Annotated in this window: 14 protein-coding genes and 3 pseudogenes; 12 read left to right on the plus strand and 5 right to left on the minus strand. The window is 63.8% G+C overall.

Translation table 11 applies throughout. The features are described 5' to 3' along the window. The first annotated feature begins 5 nt into the window (after positions 1-5). The 4 genes and pseudogenes from HAP54_RS28800 to HAP54_RS28815 form a co-directional block, all read left to right on the plus strand. Positions 6-1,169 (plus strand): ABC transporter permease, encoded by a 1,164-nt coding sequence (locus tag HAP54_RS28800; protein ID WP_166306205.1) that lies wholly within the window; start codon positions 6-8, stop codon positions 1,167-1,169. 127 nt (positions 1,170-1,296) lie between these two features. Then, the gene (locus HAP54_RS28805; RefSeq protein ID WP_166306208.1) at positions 1,297-2,613 is read left to right on the plus strand and encodes an adenylate/guanylate cyclase domain-containing protein; all 1,317 of its coding nucleotides are present in this window, start codon (positions 1,297-1,299) and stop codon (positions 2,611-2,613) included. Between the two features lie 75 nt (positions 2,614-2,688). Then, on the plus strand, positions 2,689-3,417 hold the full coding sequence (locus tag HAP54_RS28810; protein WP_166306210.1) for a GntR family transcriptional regulator: 729 nt from the start codon (positions 2,689-2,691) through the stop codon (positions 3,415-3,417). Positions 3,418-3,463: 46 nt separating this feature from the next. Continuing rightward, positions 3,464-4,063, plus strand: a pseudogene (locus HAP54_RS28815) (MFS transporter); the annotation flags it as partial. A gap of 15 nt (positions 4,064-4,078) precedes the next feature. On the opposite strand, the pseudogene HAP54_RS28820 reads toward HAP54_RS28815, so the two are convergent. Beyond that, a pseudogene (locus HAP54_RS28820) lies at positions 4,079-5,144 on the minus strand (IS630 family transposase). A gap of 79 nt (positions 5,145-5,223) precedes the next feature. Here HAP54_RS28820 and HAP54_RS28825 point away from each other — a divergent pair. The 3 genes and pseudogenes from HAP54_RS28825 to HAP54_RS28835 all read left to right on the plus strand — a co-directional run bounded on the left by HAP54_RS28825 (position 5,224) and on the right by HAP54_RS28835 (position 7,775). Further along, on the plus strand, positions 5,224-5,829 hold the full coding sequence (locus HAP54_RS28825) for an MFS transporter (RefSeq protein WP_312022848.1): 606 nt from the start codon (positions 5,224-5,226) through the stop codon (positions 5,827-5,829). Between the two features lie 15 nt (positions 5,830-5,844). Then, complete coding sequence (locus HAP54_RS28830) at positions 5,845-6,744, plus strand: amidohydrolase family protein (protein ID WP_166306213.1); 900 nt, start codon at positions 5,845-5,847, stop codon at positions 6,742-6,744. Positions 6,745-6,843: 99 nt separating this feature from the next. Continuing rightward, positions 6,844-7,775: pseudogene (locus HAP54_RS28835) on the plus strand (PhzF family phenazine biosynthesis protein). A gap of 139 nt (positions 7,776-7,914) precedes the next feature. Here HAP54_RS28835 and dapD read toward each other — a convergent pair. From dapD to HAP54_RS28855, 4 genes are all read right to left on the minus strand, one after another. Beyond that, positions 7,915-8,886, minus strand: a complete 972-nt coding sequence (dapD, locus tag HAP54_RS28840) for a 2,3,4,5-tetrahydropyridine-2,6-dicarboxylate N-succinyltransferase (RefSeq protein WP_166306216.1) — start codon at positions 8,884-8,886, stop codon at positions 7,915-7,917. A 235-nt stretch (positions 8,887-9,121) separates the two neighbouring features. Further along, a complete protein-coding gene (locus HAP54_RS28845) occupies positions 9,122-10,471 on the minus strand; it encodes an IS701 family transposase (protein WP_166295887.1) in 1,350 nt (449 codons plus the stop codon). Between the two features lie 61 nt (positions 10,472-10,532). Next, positions 10,533-10,994 carry a DUF488 family protein gene (locus tag HAP54_RS28850; RefSeq protein ID WP_166306219.1) on the minus strand — a complete coding sequence of 154 codons (462 nt, stop codon included), beginning with the start codon at positions 10,992-10,994 and terminating at the stop codon, positions 10,533-10,535. Between the two features lie 9 nt (positions 10,995-11,003). Continuing rightward, positions 11,004-11,831, minus strand: a complete 828-nt coding sequence (locus HAP54_RS28855; RefSeq protein ID WP_166306222.1) for a DUF72 domain-containing protein — start codon at positions 11,829-11,831, stop codon at positions 11,004-11,006. A 141-nt stretch (positions 11,832-11,972) separates the two neighbouring features. Here HAP54_RS28855 and HAP54_RS28860 point away from each other — a divergent pair, with 141 nt between their 5' ends. The 5 genes from HAP54_RS28860 to HAP54_RS28880 all read left to right on the plus strand — a co-directional run bounded on the left by HAP54_RS28860 (position 11,973) and on the right by HAP54_RS28880 (position 16,285). Next, positions 11,973-12,344: a hypothetical protein gene (locus tag HAP54_RS28860; RefSeq protein ID WP_166306225.1), complete on the plus strand. Its 372-nt coding sequence runs from the start codon at positions 11,973-11,975 to the stop codon at positions 12,342-12,344. Positions 12,345-12,411: 67 nt separating this feature from the next. Further along, positions 12,412-12,618 (plus strand): hypothetical protein, encoded by a 207-nt coding sequence (locus HAP54_RS28865; protein WP_166306228.1) that lies wholly within the window; start codon positions 12,412-12,414, stop codon positions 12,616-12,618. 251 nt (positions 12,619-12,869) lie between these two features. Beyond that, entirely contained in the window at positions 12,870-14,003 is a 1,134-nt protein-coding gene (locus HAP54_RS28870; RefSeq protein WP_166306231.1) for a glycosyltransferase, read from the plus strand. 7 nt (positions 14,004-14,010) lie between these two features. After that, positions 14,011-15,513, plus strand: coding sequence for a glycosyltransferase family 39 protein (locus HAP54_RS28875; protein ID WP_166306234.1), 1,503 nt, complete (start codon positions 14,011-14,013; stop codon positions 15,511-15,513). A gap of 76 nt (positions 15,514-15,589) precedes the next feature. Beyond that, a complete protein-coding gene (locus tag HAP54_RS28880; RefSeq protein WP_166306237.1) occupies positions 15,590-16,285 on the plus strand; it encodes a DUF899 family protein in 696 nt (231 codons plus the stop codon). Positions 16,286-16,565: the final 280 nt, after the last annotated feature.

Consider the following 16,565-nt stretch of genomic DNA (forward strand, 5'->3'; position numbering starts at 1 on the left):
TTCCGATGAGCGCAACGGACACGATCCACAATGACGAGACCAGGGAGCCTGCATTCGGCTTCTGGCGGCGCAGCTACGCGATGCTGGTCAAGGAATTCATCCAGCTTCGCCGCGATCGCGTCTCGTTCGCCATGATCATCATGCTGCCGGTGATGCAGCTGACGCTGTTCGGCTACGCCATCAACACCACGCCGCGCAACCTGCCGACGGCGGTGCTGACCCAGGAGGACAGCGATCTCGGGCGTTCGATCCTGAAGGCCATGCAGAACACCGCCTATTTCCATTTCACCCGCGAGGTCCACACCGTCGCGGAGTTCGACGATCTCTTGCAATCCGGCAAGGTGCTGTTCGGCGTCGAGATCCCGCGCGGCTTCGAGCGCGCGGTGCGGCGCGGCGACAAGCCGGCGCTGCTGGTCGCGGCCGACGCCACCGACCCGGTGGCGTCGGGCTCTGCGCTCGGCGCGCTCGGGCCGCTGGTGCAGTCGGCGCTGGCGCACGACCTGCACATCGGCGATCCGCCGGAGATGCCGTTCGAGATCCGCGCCCATGCCCGCTACAACCCGGCGGCGGACTCGCGCCTCAACATCGTGCCCGGCCTGGTCGGGACCATCCTGACCATGACCATGCTGATCTTCACCGCGCTGTCGGTGACGCGTGAAATCGAGCGCGGCACCATGGAGAGCCTGCTGTCGATGCCGATCAAGCCGGTCGAGGTGATGTTCGGCAAGATCATCCCCTATGTGCTGGTCGGCTTCATCCAGGCCACGCTGATCATCGCCATCGGCATCGTGCTGTTCGGCGTGCCGATCCTCGGCAGCCTCACGCTGCTGGCACTGCTGACCACGCTGTTCATCACCACCAATCTGTCGATCGGCTACACATTCTCGACCATCGTGCAGAACCAGCTGCAGGCGATGCAGCTCTCGATGATGTTCTTCCTGCCGAGCATCCTTTTGTCCGGTTTCATGTTTCCGTTCGCGGGCATGCCGGTCTGGGCGCAATATATCGGCGAGGGGCTGCCGCTGACCCATTTCGTCCGCATCGTCCGCGCCATCATGCTGAAGGGCGCCGCCATGCAGAACCTGCAATACGACACCATCGCGCTGGCCGCCCTGATGCTGTTCGCCATGACGGTGGCCGTGACGCGCTTCCGCCGCACGCTCGATTGAGGCAGAATGGACGTGACAATTCATTCCGGGGCGCCTCGAAGCATCGAACCGCAGATGCGCAATTGCGCATCGGGGAATCTCGAGATTCCGGGTTCGCTTCGCGCCCCGGAATGACGGGCGAGGGGAAATGGCCGGGTTCTGGGGTAATAAGGACAGCGCGGAGGGCGGCGCGACCGTCGCAACGGACTTCCAACACGCCCTGATGCGCGAGGTGATGACCACCGAGCTGCTCCGCATCAAGGTGCTGATCGCCATTGCCGCAGGATTCTCGGTGATCACGTGTACGATCTACCTAATTGCCCCTGAAGCGCTGGTCCGGGTGTGGCACGGCAATTTCAAGCCGTCTTATCTCTATTCCGTCATCGCGCCGTTCATCCTGTTCGAATTGTGGGTGCATGGCGCGATCACCAGGCACATGAAGCAGGACCGCGACCTGCCGGTGTTCAGGCGCTATGTCGGCGCCCTGATCGAGACGTCGATGCCCACCGTCGCGCTTGCGCTGCACATCGACAGCATGGGCCCGGTCGCGGCGCTCGGCTGGGTCGCTCCGCTGGTCTATTTCATTTTCATCATCGCCTCGACCTTGCGGCTCGATTTCTGGCTGTCGGCGTTCACCGGCCTCGTCGCGGCCTCGCAGCTGTTCTGGATGGCGATGTATTATCGCCCCGAGGGAACGCTCGATCCCGCGCCGGATTTCTTCTACCACGCCGCCCGCAGCGTCGTGATTCTGGTCTCGGGCATCCTTGCCGGCGCCGTCGGCCGGCAACTGCGGCTTCAGTTCGGCGCCAGCATCATGGCTGCCACCGCGCGCGACCGCATCACCAACCTGTTCGGCCAGCACGTCTCGCCGCAGGTGGTCGAACGTCTGATGACGGAAGGCGCCTCGACCGGGAGCGACATCCGGCGCGTCGCCGTGATGTTCGTCGATTTCCGCAGCTTCACCGCCGGCGCACGCACGCGCTCGCCGCAGGAGGTGGTTGACAGGCTCGACGGCGCCTTTGCCGTGCTGGTCGAGATCCTCGATCGCCATGGCGGCATCGTGAACAAGTGTTTGGGCGACGGCTTTCTCGCGCTGTTCGGCGCACCGTTCGAGGCCGGCGATGCCGTGCATCAGGCGGTCGCCGCGGCGCGCGAAATGCTCGCGGCCAATGAACGGTCCAACGCAGCGTCGAGCTGGCCGCTGCGCATCGGGATCGGCATCCATATCGGCGAGGTGGTGGCCGGCAATATCGGCTCGCCGCGGCGCAAGGAATACACCGTGATCGGCGACACCGTGAATTTCGCCGCCCGGCTCGAAGCGCTCAACAAGGAGCTCGGCTCGCAGTTTTTGATCTCGTCCGCGGTGCGCGACGCGCTCGGCGAGGAATGCAAGGACGCCGTCTCGCGCGGCGAGATCCCGGTCAGGGGTTACGAGCACCCGGTGCCCGTCTGGCAGCTGGGGTAGGCGCCACTATCGGAAATAGATGGAGGTATCAAAGTAGTGATTGACCTCTAGTCATATACTCATATAGATGACTATATGAATTCATCCCTCGATGACCGCCTGCCGCGCTACCAGCGTCTCCGCGGCGATCTCGCCGCGCGCATCAACCGCAATGAATGGCGCCCGGGGGACCTGATCCCGTCGGAGGCCGAGCTCGGCGCGCATTACGGCGTCGCGATCGGTACCGTGCGCAAGGCGATCGATCAGCTGGTCAACGACGGCGTGCTGGAGCGCCAGCAGGGCCGCGGCACCTTCGTGCGCCGCGCGCGGTTTAATTCCTCGCTGTTCCGCTTCTTCCGCTTCCAGTCCGAAAGCGGCGAGCGCCGCGTGCCGCAGAGCCGCATCCTGCGCCGGAAGGCGATGCCGGCGACCTCGGCGGTGGCGTCGGCGCTGCGCATTCCCGCAGGCGAGCCCGTGATCAGCCTGTCGCGCCTGCGGCTGATCGATGACGTGCCGCTGTTGGCCGAGGAGATCTGGCTGCAGAGATCGCGCTTCGAGGCGATCCTTGCGCTCGCGACTTCCGAGTTCGGCGACTTGCTGTATCCGCTCTACGAGGACCGCTGCGGCCAGGTCGTGGTCTCGGCCGATGAAGTCCTCACCGTCGAGATCGCGACCGAGATGCAATCGCGCCTGCTGCGGCTCGAGGTCAACGCGCCGCTGATCGTGATCGAGCGCCTCGCCTTCGATCTGGAACGGCGGCCGATCGAATGGCGCCGCTCGCGCGGGCCGGCGGACCGCTTCCGCTACCACGCCGAGATCAGGTGAGCGCGGCAACAACACACAACAACACAACAAATCACAGGGTGGAATGATGGCAAACTGGTACAGCGAATGCTCGCCGCTCGAACGGCGCACCTTCTGGGCAAGCTTTGGCGGTTGGGGGCTCGATGCGCTCGACGTCCAGATGTTCAGCCTCGCTATTCCGGCGCTGATTGCAGCCTTCGGGATCAACAAGGCCGACGCCGGCCTGCTTGGCTCGGTCACGCTGTTCTTCGGCGCGTTCGGCGGCTGGCTCGGCGGTGCGCTCGGCGACCGCTTCGGCCGGGTGAAGGCGCTGCAGATCACGGTCGCGACCTTTGCGCTGGCGACCTTCGCCTGCGCCTTCGCGACAAGCTACCCCCAGCTGCTGGTGCTGAAGGCGATCCAGGGCATCGGCTTCGGCGCCGAATGGGCCTGCGGCGCGGTGCTGATGGCGGAGATCATTCGCGCCGAGCATCGCGGCAAGGCGCTCGGCGCCGTGCAGAGCGCCTGGGCGGTCGGCTGGGGCGCCGCGGTGCTGCTGTCGGCGCTGGTCTTCACTTACGCGCCGGCCGATATCGCCTGGCGCATCCTGTTCGCCGTCGGCCTGATCCCGGCGCTGCTGATTCTGTACATCCGCCGCGGATTGAAGGAGCCGCCGCGTGCCGCGTCGCGCTAGTACCCAGAATCAGAGCTGAGTGATACGGCGGCCTTTGAAACGGCGTTGACGGACCTTTTTCTTGGTCCAGACGAAGGGCTCGGCTCTGTCGTTGTATGCGTTGACGTAGGCATCGATGTGCTCCTGAAGCTGCGTGAGGCTTGTGAAGGAGGTGCCGCTGAGCGACTGCCCCTGCAAGATCGAAAACCATACCTCGACCTGATTGAGCCAAGACGCACTTGTCGGCGTGAAATGAAATTGCACGTTGGGGTGGGCCTTGAGCCAATGCTCGTTCTTCTTGTGGGTGTTGAGGTTGTCGGAGGATGACGTGAAGCTTCCGGTTCGGAAAAGCCGCGGTGACGCTGTTCATGAAGTCGAGAAACTCGACGCGGCGTCGGCGTTTTGAATGCGCCGCGATGATCTTTCCGGTGGCGACTTCGAGCGCCGCAAACAATGTTGTGGTGCCATGCCGCTTGTAATCGTGGCTCTGGCCGGTCAAGGCGCGGCCATTGGGCAACTTCAGATAACCCTGCGCTCGCTCCAAAGCCTGGATCGAGGGCTTCTCGTCCACGCACAGCACAATGGCCTTCGCGGGCGGGGCGACATAGAGGCCGACAACATCGGCGGCTTTGGCCGTAAAGTTCGGGTCGTTGCTCTCACACCAGGACTTACGAGCCGCGAGGTCAATCTTGTGGCTGCGCAGGAACCGCCAGACATATTGGACGTCAACATCGCCCAGCGCCCCGGCCAGCAGGGGCCCGGTCCAGCGTGCGAACCCGTCCGGCGGCGGCTTGTCCAGCAGCTTCAGAATCCGCTTGTCGGTGGCCTTCGTATAGATTGGCTGCTTGCCCGGTCGCGGCTTGTCTTGCAGCCCTTCAAGGCCTTGGTCGGCATAGCGATGCCGCCAAAGGCTGACAATCCGCGGCTGGACCCCAACTTCCTTGGCGATCGACCGAGTGCTGCGTCCATCCGCCGCCAACAGAACTATCCGCGCCCGCTTCAAATCGCGCTGCAACGTCACCGGGGAGCGGCAACACGCCTCAAGCACCTTGCGATCTTTCCTCGAAAGGTGGACTTCTCTTGCTTCGGGTATCATCCCGACCTTGAATCACGACTCACGCTTTAAGAACAGTAGGTACTAGGCCGAGCCTCCGTTCTTCGCCACACTCGCCGGAATCTTTCACCGCGACGTGCTGCGTGCGACCTTGATCGGCGGCCTGTTCGGCATCGGCGCCCATGGCGGCTATGCGGCGCTGACGACGTTCCTGCCGACCTATCTGCGCGAGGTGCGGCATCTCTCGGTGCTCGGCTCCAGCGCGTATCTTGCCGTGATCATCGTCGCGTTCTTCTGCGGCTGCGTGGTGTCAGGGATCATCAGCGACCGGATCGGGCGGCGCGCCAATGTGACGCTGTTCGCCGCGGCCTGCGTGGTGACGGTGCTGGTCTACATCTTCGCGCCGCTCTCCAATTCGCAGATGCTGGTGCTCGGGTTCCCGCTCGGCTTCTTCTCGGCGGGCATTCCCGCCAGCATGGCGGCGCTGTTCAGCGAGCTCTATCCGGCCGGAGTGCGCGGCACCGGCGTCGGCTTCTGCTACAATTTCGGCCGCATCGTCTCTGCGGCGTTCCCGTTCCTGGTCGGCTATCTCAGCGATCACATCGGCCTTGGTGCGGCGATCGGGATCGATGCGGCCTTCGCCTATTCGCTGGTGCTGGTCGCTGTGCTGATGTTGCCGGAGACCCGTGGCAAGGTCTTCGAGCAGGTCGCCGCCACGCGCGCGTGATGATGAGGGACGATGATGACATCACGCGAACATGGGGTGACGCGGCGCCGGTTTGCCGCGGGATTGATTGGCGCTGTGGCAGCAGGCGGACTGGCGAGCAGGGTGAGGGCTGAGGTGCCGCAATCAGCGATCGATACCCATGCCCATGTCTTCCATCGCGCCCTGAAGCTCGCGCCGGGACGGCGCTATGCGCCCGATTACGACGCGCCGCTCGGCCTCTATCTGCAGCAGCTCGACCAGAACGGCATCACCAATGGTGTGCTGGTGCAGCCGAGCTTTCTCGGCACCGACAATTGCTATCTGGTCGAATGCCTGAAGGCGACCAACGGCCGGCTGCGCGGCATCGCCGTGGTCGATCCCGGCGTCGCGGCGGATGAGCTTCGCGCGCTCGACCGCGCCGGCGTGGTCGGCATCCGTCTCAATCTGGTCGGCCAGCAGCTTCCCGATCTGACGTCGTCGGACTGGACGGCGCTGCTGCCACAGATCAGGACGCTCGACTGGCAGATCGAGATCCAGCGCAACGCGAGCGATCTCGCGATGCTCGCGCCAAGGCTGCTCGACCATGGCGTGAAAGTTGTGCTCGATCACTTCGCCTTGCCCGATCCAAAACTCGGCATCGACGATCCCGGATTCCAGTCGGTCCTCAAGCTTGGCGCGACGCGAAATGTCTGGGTGAAGATTTCGGCGCCTTATCGCAACGGCGCGGCCGGCGAGGCATTTGCGAAACAGGCCTATCCGCTGTTGCGCACGGCCTACGGCGTCGACCGGCTGCTGTGGGGCAGCGACTGGCCGCACACGCAATTCGAGGCGACGCAGAGCTACGCGAAGAACCGCAAATTCCTCGACGAGCTCGTCACCGATGCCGATGAGCGCGCGCGCGTGCTCGCGTCACCGCGCGAGCTGTTTCGCTTCTAGCCCGCGCGTGATTGCACCGAGTGCTCTGAAGGGCGTCGTTGCTTCTGTGCTACGATGGCGCCATCGGTCGCGAGTGACCGGGAGCACAGGGACCAGCAGATGCAGCGGCGCCATATCACCGTCGACGTTTTCACCGACCGCGCCTTCGGCGGCAACCCGCTCGGCGTGGTGCTCGACGCCGGCGGGCTGTCGACGGCGCAAATGCAGGCGATCGCGACCGAGTTCAACTATTCCGAGACGACCTTCGTCTTGCCGCCGCAGGACAGGGACAACGACGCCCAGGTTCGCATCTTCACGGTGCGCTCGGAAATTCCGTTCGCGGGCCATCCCAATGTCGGCACCGCCTTCGTGCTGGCGAGCCAGGCGGCGAAGGCGCCGCCGCGATTGCGGTTCGAGGAGAAGGCGGGTCTCGTGCCGGTCGAGATCCTGTCCGACGGCGGCCGGGTGATCGGCGCCGAGCTGACGGCGCCGCAAGCCTTGCAACGCACGAACGAGGTGAGCGCGGCGGATGCCGCCGCCTGCCTGTCGCTGTCGGCGGACGACGTGAAGACCAATCGGCATGCGCCGCAGGTCGTCTCGGTCGGCCTGCCGTTCCTGGTGGTCGAGATCGCCTCGCGTGCGGCCATCAAGCGCGCCCGGCCTGATGCTGCGGCGTTTGCCAGGGTGTTGCCGCGGATCGGCAGCGACGCGGTCTATTTCTACACAAGCGACGTGCCGGCGAGCGAGCAGCCGCTCGACCTGCAGGCGCGCATGTTCCACCCTGGCGCCAGCGGCCTGTCCGAGGATCCCGCCACCGGCAGCGCGACCGCGGCCTGCGCGGCGCTGCTCGCCGATATCGATCCCGCGCGTGACGGCGAGTTGCGGCTGCGGATCGGGCAGGGTGTCGACATGGGCCGGCCGAGCCTGTTGTGCTGACGCGGGTCCGCAAGCAGGGCGGCGCAATCACGTCCGTGCATGTCGGCGGCGGCTGCGTGAAGATGATGGAGGGGACGATCAGCGTCGCGGGGGAGGAGGGTGAGAGCCGAAGCTAGGGCGCGTACTCACAAGTTCTCATGATGTCCGCTTGCTCCGATAACGGCCGCGTTTGTGCAGCAGCAAATCACGCGAGGGGCCGGAAGGCGACATCGTTGACGCGCCACATGTCGCCGACGACGTCTTCGAGTGAGCTGCCTAGCTGTGAAGTTGCGAGTTGAGGCCGTCCCAATTTTGGGTGCGTCTGGTTGCCTCAAGAGCGCCGCTCTGCGAATTACGACGAAAAAGAAGACCCTTCTGGCCTGAGAGTTCTTTGGCTTTCAGTACTCGGCCATCTTCCAAAAGGATGCGCGCGCCTGCCGTGACATAACAGCCCGCTTCGACGATACAATCGTCACCCAATGAAATGCCGATACCGGCGTTGGCTCCGATCAGGCAGCGCTCACCAACTGTAATCCTCTCTTTCCCTCCTCCGGACAGAGTGCCCATGATCGACGCTCCGCCACCAACGTCGCTGCCACGTCCCACAACCACACCGGCGCTTATCCGGCCTTCGACCATGCAGGGACCGAGCGTACCTGCATTAAAATTGCAAAAGCCTTCATGCATGACGGTCGTGCCCGGCGCCAGGTAGGCTCCGAGCCTTACGCGATCCGCATCGGCAATTCTCACGTCCGCAGGCGTCACATAGTCAGTCATGCGCGGAAACTTATCCACGCCTGTCACCTCAAATGCGAGGGCACGCTTTCGTGCCAACATTCGTGCTTCCGGTACACGAGAGCATTCACAGGGACCGAGGGTCGTCCAGGCAACGTTAGGTAACAGACCGAAAATTCCGTCAAGGTTCAGGCAGTTCGGCTGGACGAGCCGGTGGCTCAGGAGATGGAGTCGAAGATATGCGTCGTGCACATCAGTCGGCGCAGATGCAAGGGAGTCGATTTCCGTACGGATTGGAACGATATCGACATTGCGGACGTCGTCGTGTCGCGCATATCCGTCCGCCGACTCACCCAACGATCTGTTGATCTCGTCCGTCGTCAGCCGTACCGTTGCCGCCTTGTCGGCCTCCACAATCAGGCGCAGCTGAAGAAACCAGGAATCTAACACGCGACCGTCAGCGGCAATCGTCGCAAATCCCTCGCCTCTCGCGCCCTTCAGCTCCATCGCCATTTGAATTGCTCACACTACGACCCTGCACACAGTCATACGCGAGTTCTCCTGGAATTAGCAACTTCTGCATTCTCAAACACGTCCGCTTCGGGTTCATTTCGACGGATTCAGCGGGGGAGTCGACGGGTGATGTCCACTTGCCTTCGTTCAACTCGCGTCAACTAGGCTATGGCTGCGGCATAGTGAGTCCGCGTCCTAGCACTACTTTGGCAGAATGTGTTTGCGCCACTGTTTTTCAAGGATTTGTTTTCGGCAGTATGGACACCTTTGAGACGGTGACCGAAGGATGAGATTGACGATAGCGTGACGTACGGCGGGCATGGTTGGCTGAGGCGGAGGTCCGTTGATTCTTTTTTTTCCGCCCCGCGTGTGCGAGGCGACGATGTTGCAGGAAGGCGTAGGCAATCATTGTCATCAGGGCGTGGCGATGAAGACCCTGCCATGATCGCCCTTCGAAGTGATCAAGTCCAAGCTCTTCCTTCAACTGCTGATGCGCCTGTTCACAAATCCATCTTGCCTTAATGGTGGCGGCCAGTGTGCGCAGATCCGTCGCCGCAGGGAGGTTGGCGAGATAGTATTTCTTCTCCCCCGAGGCGCGTTGCTCGCCGATGAGCCAAGCTTCGTCGCCCGGGAGATGCTGCTGACCCTTATCCCAAATCCGCTGCGGAGGGCCGTCGGCGGTGCGGACACGGAGAGCAGCAAATCGGGCTTTCAGCCGACCTTTCGTCCCGCTGCGCCAACTCAGGGTTTTCCATTTCGCGCTGGCCAACATTTGTTCTGCCGCAATCGATAAGATATCTGGTACGTGGTGCTTTCGTGGTTTCCCGCGGACTTTGGTAACCGGCCAAATGAGCTGGACATTAACCGGGTACACCTTGAGGTGCCGCGGGATGCCGACAGCCCAGGCCAGCCCGCGTTCTGTTAGCCCTTGTCGAAACGGTGCGCTGAGCCCGTATCCTGCATCCGCCAGCACACATCCAAAACGCACGTTGGCTGCCATCGCGCGGTCAATCTCCGCCAAAGCAATTTCCGGCTTGGACCGTGCCGTTCGGTGTTCGACCGGCACGCGAGCGCGCTTTAGACGAGACACGTTGCTCGTCCAGATCTCGGGCAGAAAGAGACGCAGCGCGACCATTACCGGCACTTCGCCGCGCGCGAGTGTCAGCGACACCAGCGTTTGGCAATTTGCCGTTTTGCCAAGGGAGGACGCATATTGAGGCGCGACGCCAACCGAGCGTTCGCCCTTCTTCGGCATTGCCGTGTCGTCAATAACGAGCACCGCATCCTTGCCGCCGACAAGCCGGTCGGCTTGGTTTAACAGTTCAGATTCCAGCGGTGTCGCGCTCCAGACACCATCGGCGATGAAATGGTGCAGCTGATCGTAGTTGCCCGATGCAACGCGTTCCGCCATCGGCTGAACGCTCTTGCGATCGCCGGGACCGATTAATCCCGCAACGTACAGCGGACACATCCGCTGTCGGGTCTTATGACCCAACCGATCCAGAAAAGGCTTCAGCCAGCGTTCGAGTTCGTCTTCCCATTCCGCCATGGTCAGCCCTCCAAGAGCCGACCACCCATGAATCATTGAAAAATCGATTCGGGAATCCTAATCAAACGCCCGAATCTAACAATCTGCCAAAGTAGTGCTAGACTTGCGGTGCGGCCAAGTTCTCGATCTTGACCCCGTCGCGCTCCTCGATGATCTCGGCGATCCAGCGGCGGTGACAATGCTCGTGGTCGCGCTCGTAGCAGAGGATGCAGACCGGGCCGGATTTCTTGACCAGCGACGACAGCTCGTCGAGCTCCTCCTTGGCCTGCACCGTCTTGAGGTGCGCCGAATAGATCTTGTGCAGCAGCGCATATTGCCCGCTGCGCGCCGCCTCGCGGCCGCTCTTCGGCGTGCCGAGGCCGCGCAGATGGACATAGGCGATGCCGCGCTCATCGAGGCCCGCGGCGAGCTGGCTCTTGGAGAAGCCGGGGCGGCGCGAGGAAGCGACCGCGCGGACGTCGACCAATAGCTTGACGCCGGCGTGCTGGAGCTCGTCGAGCACCGCCTTCGACGGCGTCTGCTCGTAGCCGATGGTGAACAGCCTCGATGCCTTCGCCATCGCCGCTCCTCACTTCACCCGTTCGATCAATTCCATCGCGCCCGCCGGCGCGCGGATCTTGCCCTCGTGGATCACGTAGGCGAACACGTCGCGCGGGGCCTTGTTCGGCTTGGTCTTGTCGACCTTCGGCAGGTCGTCCGGCTCGCCGCCGCCGGCCCAGTCCTGGAACCGCTTGGCCCATGCGTCGAGCTGCTTCGGCGGATAGCAGGTCTTCAATTCGTCATTGCCCTTCTGCAGCCGGGCATAGACGAAGTCGCTGGCGAGATCGGCAATCGCTGGATATTTGCCGTGCTCGGCGAACACCACGGGCACCTCGAACTGGCGCAGCAATGCGATGAACTCGGGCACGCAGAAGCTGTCGTGGCGCACCTCGACGACGTGGCGCAGCGCGCGGCCGTCGAGCTTGCGCGGCAACAGTTCGAGGAACTTGCCGAAATCGGCGCCGTCGAACTTCTTGGTCGGCGCGAACTGCCAAAGCACCGGCCCGAGCCGGTCCTTCAATTCCAGCACGCCCGAATCATAGAACCGCTTCACCGAATCGCCGGCCTCGGCGAGCACGCGGCGGTTGGTGGCAAAGCGCGGTCCCTTCAGCGAGAAGATGAAGCCGTCGGGCACCTCGCTGGCCCATTTGCGAAAGCTCTCCGGCTTCTGCGATCCGTAATAGGTGCCGTTGATCTCGATCGAGGTCAGCTTCGAGGCGGCGTAGGACAGCTCCTTCGCCTGCGTGAGCTTCTCCGGATAGAACACCCCGCGCCACGGCTCGAAGGTCCAGCCGCCGATGCCGATATAGATGTTGCCTGCGTCTGTCTTGGTCGCCTTGGTGGGAGCTTTGGCCACGACTGCACTCATCGTGAAGGATGGGAACGGGGGGCAAGAGTAGTCAAAATAATCGTGATTGGCCAGTTTGCCAGGTTTGCGCGGCGGTGCTTATCGTGCTTGCTGGTGTCGGCTAGGATGTAAAAAAACGGGAGAACAACAATGCGCATGCTGGTTGCGGCCGTCCTCTTGATTACGTCGTCAGCTGCCATATCGTCCGCTGCAGTGGCCGACGAGGTCGACGATGCGCACAAGCTCGCGATCACCGGCCGCGACGCCTACTGGAATTGTCTCGCCCGCGAATATCCCCGCGACAGCAACAAGACGATGTCCGACCAGGAATTCACCTCGCTGATCGCCAGTGTTTGTCCCTCGGAGCGGCAGAACTTCCGGGTGTCGCTGATCGACTTTCTGTCGCTGCAATTTCCGAAGCAGGATGCCGATACGCAGCTGACGACCGCCAACCGCGCGATCGAGCTTGCGCAGAAGGACATCGTGACCGCCTTCGTCCGGCGCAAGGCCGCGGCGAAATAGGTTCCCAAATCCTGTTGCGGGCGGTCGATTTTTGATATCAATCCGCGCAGGCGAGGGGATCGGCGGCATGAACTCACAATCGACGGCAGGCTTTTTGGGCGCGGTGGTCGCGGTCATCGTGTTGGCGGCGGCGTTCATCTATGGGCCGTCGCCGAGCCAGATCCGCAATCCCGCCCAGCCCGCGGCGGCGGCGCGGGCTGCTCCTGCCGCGGAAGCTGCGCCGGCGGCCCCGGCGCCCCGCGGCCCCGTTATCCGGGACGTCCCGAACGACTAGCGCCCTGCGCCTCTTGCGGACCGCCCGGGGGCTTCCCATTTAGCCTGGAACGGCGACGTTGCAGCTTGTAAGGGCTCCGGCGCTGGGACGACCACGACAATGTCGGCTGCGCCGGATGTACGCGCGCCCCCCTTGTTCGTGGTCGTTGGTGTTTTCAGGGGTATTTTGGCCCCGTTTTCCCGCTTCCCGAGACAGCGTTCGGTTCGGCCCGCCTTGGCAGGGGGAGAGGCTGCCGCTATACGCTGGCGCTCATGAATGAAGCCATCAAGCCGGGCCCCGAAACCTTGTCGCAGGCCGCACGTCTGCCGCAGCTTTCGGTGGTCGTCCCGACCTTCAACGAACGCGCCAATGTCACGGTGCTGTACCGCCGGCTCGACGCGATCCTGAAGGACGTGTCGTGGGAAGTCATCTTCGTCGATGACAATTCGCCCGATGGAACCTGGGACGTGGTGCGCGAGCTGGCGCGGAAGGATTCCCGCGTGCGCTGCATCCGCCGAATCGGCCGGCGTGGCCTGTCTGGCGCCTGCATCGAGGGCATCCTGGCATCGAGCGCGCCTTACGCTGCCGTGATGGATGCCGACCTGCAACATGACGAGACCCAGCTGCCGAAGATGGTGGCGCTGCTGCAGAGCGGCGAGGCCGAGCTCGTGGTCGGCAGCCGCTATATCGAGGGCTACAAGGCCGACGGCTTCAACAAGCAGCGCGCCGGCGCCAGCGCCTTCGCCACCGAGATCGCGCGCCGCACGTTGAAGGTCGAGATCGCCGACCCCATGAGCGGCTTCTTCATGATCCGCCGCGACCGTTTCGAGCAGATTGCGCCGCAGCTGTCGATCCAGGGCTTCAAGATCCTGCTCGACGTGGTGGCGACCGCGGAGGGCAAGCTGCGTACGGTCGAAATTCCCTTCACGTTCGGCGCCCGCCAGCATGGCGAGAGCAAGCTTGACTCGATGGTCGCGCTCGACTTCCTTGGCCTGGTGCTGGCGAAGCTGACCAATGATCTGATCTCGCTGCGCTTCATTCTGTTCGCAGCCGTCGGCGGGCTCGGCCTGCTGGTGCATCTCAGCGTGCTGTTCATCTCGCTGGAGCTGTTCAAGGCGCCATTCCCGGAGGCCCAGGCTGCCGGCGCGATCGTCGCGATGACCAGCAACTTCATCCTCAACAACTTCCTGACCTACCGCGACCAGCGGCTGAAGGGGTTCGGCATCCTGCGCGGCCTGTTGCTGTTCTATCTGGTCTGCAGTGTCGGCCTGCTCGCCAATGTCGGCGTCGCGTTCTCGGTCTACGACCAGGAGCCGATCTGGTGGCTTGCGGGCGCGGCCGGCGCGCTGATGGGCGTGGTGTGGAACTACGCGATGTCCGGGCTGTTCGTCTGGCGCAAGCGATGACGGTGGCATGAGCGCGAACGAGGCGCGGCTCGCCCGGAACACCGCCCTTGCGGTGTGCGCGCTCGTGGCGCTGCGGCTGGCCGCCGCCGCATGGACGCCGCTGACCTTCGACGAAGCCTATTACTGGATGTGGTCGAAGTCGCTCGCCGGCGGCTATTACGACCATCCGCCGATGGTGGCGATCGTGATCCGGCTCGGCACCATGATCGCGGGCGACACGCCGTTCGGGGTGCGGCTGGTGTCGATCCTGCTCGCGCTGCCGATGAGCTGGGCGATCTACCGGGCGGCCGAGCTGCTGTTCGGCGGCCAGCGCATCGCCGCGAGCGCGACGATCCTGCTCAACGTCACGCTGATGGCGGCCGTCGGCACGCTGATCGTGACGCCGGATGCGCCGCTGCTGGTTGCTGCAAGCCTGTTGCTGTTCTCGCTCGCCAAGGTGCTGGAGACCGGCCGCGGCGCCTGGTGGCTGGCGGTCGGCGCCAGCGCAGGTCTGGCGCTGTTGTCGAAATATACGGCGCTGTTCTTTGGTCCCGCGATCCTGATCTGGCTTGCGACGGTGCCGAAGCTGCGGCGCTGGTTTTTCTCGCCTTGGCTCTATCTCGGCGGACTGGTAGCGGCCTGCCTGTTTGCGCCGGTCATCCGCTGGAATGCCGATCACCAATGGGTATCCTTCATCAAGCAGATGGGCCGCGCCCGGATCGAGGATTTCCGGCCGACCTATATCGCCGAGCTGATCCCGACGCAGTTCGCGTTCGCGACGCCGCTGGTCTTCATACTCGGCGTGATGGGCCTTTACGCGCTCTCTCGGCGCCGCGCCGGCGCGATGGGCGCGCGCGTGCTGATCAACACGATGTTCTGGACCATCGTCGTCTACTTCACCTGGCACGCGCTGCATGCGCGGGTCGAGGCCAACTGGTTCGCGCCTGTTTATCCCGCCTTTGCAGTGGCGGCCGCGGTCGCCGCGATCCAGGTGCAGTGGGCGCCGCGCGAGCAGCGCACGATCGATTTCTGCCGCCGCTGGGCCGCGCCGGTCGGCATCGTGCTGTTCGCGCTGCTGATCGTGCAGGCGAATACCGGCATGCTTTCCGGCTATCGTCGGGACGCCACCGTGCGCAGCGTCGGTGTCGGCTGGCAGGAGCTCGCCGACGAGATCGAGGCGGCGCGCGTGCGTCACGGTGCGACCTGCGTGCTGGCGCCGGACTACGGCACCGTCGGCTGGCTTGCCTTCTATCTCCCCAAGGGCAGCTGCGTGGCGCAGCAGGGCCAGCGCATTCGCTGGGTCAACATGCCTGAGCCGAGCCCGGCCCAGCTGTCCGGCAAGCTGCTGTATGTGCATGAACTCGAACAGACGATGCCGGCTTCGGTGCGCGACAATTTCGCCCGTGTCGAAACCATCGCCGAGGCCAAACGCATGCGTGGGCCGCTGGTTGTCGAGACCTATGCGCTCGATCTGCTGGAAGGTCCCAAGGGCGACGTCCTCGACCGTTCGCCGCCGCCGGAACTGCAGTAAATCATCGAAGTCGAATGTCGGATCGTCCGGTTCCGGTTCGTCTTCCAGGTACCCGTCAACCACACGAGGTCCCGACATGACCAGTTCCGTCCTGAAGCCCGCTGCCGAGCTCGCCAAGACCAATGCCAGGCGCCTTCCCAATGAGAGCGCCGAATATCGCCGCGCGCGCCAGGCGTTGCTCGTCGAGGAGATCGAGCTGCGCCGGCATATCGAGCGCGTGGCCGAGCTGCGCCGCGCATTGCCGCCGGGCGGCGAGGTGACAAGGGCCTACGAGTTCACCGGCGAGGCCGGCGTGGCGTCGCTCGGCGATCTGTTCGGCAGCAAGCAGACGCTGATCATCTACAGCTACATGTTCGGCCCGCAGCGCGAGAAGCCGTGTCCGATGTGCACGTCGTTCATGGCCACGTGGGAAGCGAAGCTGCCCGATATCGAGCAGCGCGTGGCGTTCGTGTTCGTGGCGCGCTCGCCGATCGCGCGGCTGATCGAGGCGAAGCGGGCGCGCGGCTGGACGCGCCACAAGGTCTATTCCGATGCGTCGGGTGACTACACGCGCGACTATGTCAGCAGGGATGACGGCGACGTGCCCGGCTACAATGTCTTCACGCGCCACAACGGCACGATCCGTCATTTCTGGGCCGGCGAAATGGGGGCGGGCACCGTCGATCCCGGCCAGGATCCGCGCGGCGCGCCGGACATGGATCCGCTGTGGGCCGTGCTCGACACCACGCCCGAAGGGCGCGGCAAGGACTGGTATCCGAAGCTCAGCTACTGAGGAGATTCTTGCTCAATCCCCGCGCGAATCCGGGGTGATCGGCAAGGAAATTCTCCCCTCATTGATTGCGGCATGCAGCAGGTGGAACTGCGTGCCGGAATGTCCCATGATGGGACAGAAAAGCCGCTTTGGCGGTCCATTGCCATCTTAAAAAAGCCCGATGCCACAGGCACTTCCCGCGTTGCAGGGGATCGCATCCGGTTAAGTCGCATTTAACTAAAAGTCGCCTTAATGGCCGTCTGTGCCCCCGCGCGACGTTGAGCCGAACATCCGTTCGACC

The organism is Bradyrhizobium sp. 2S1 (genome assembly GCF_011516625.5).
Classification (GTDB): Bacteria; Pseudomonadota; Alphaproteobacteria; order Rhizobiales; family Xanthobacteraceae; genus Bradyrhizobium; species Bradyrhizobium septentrionale.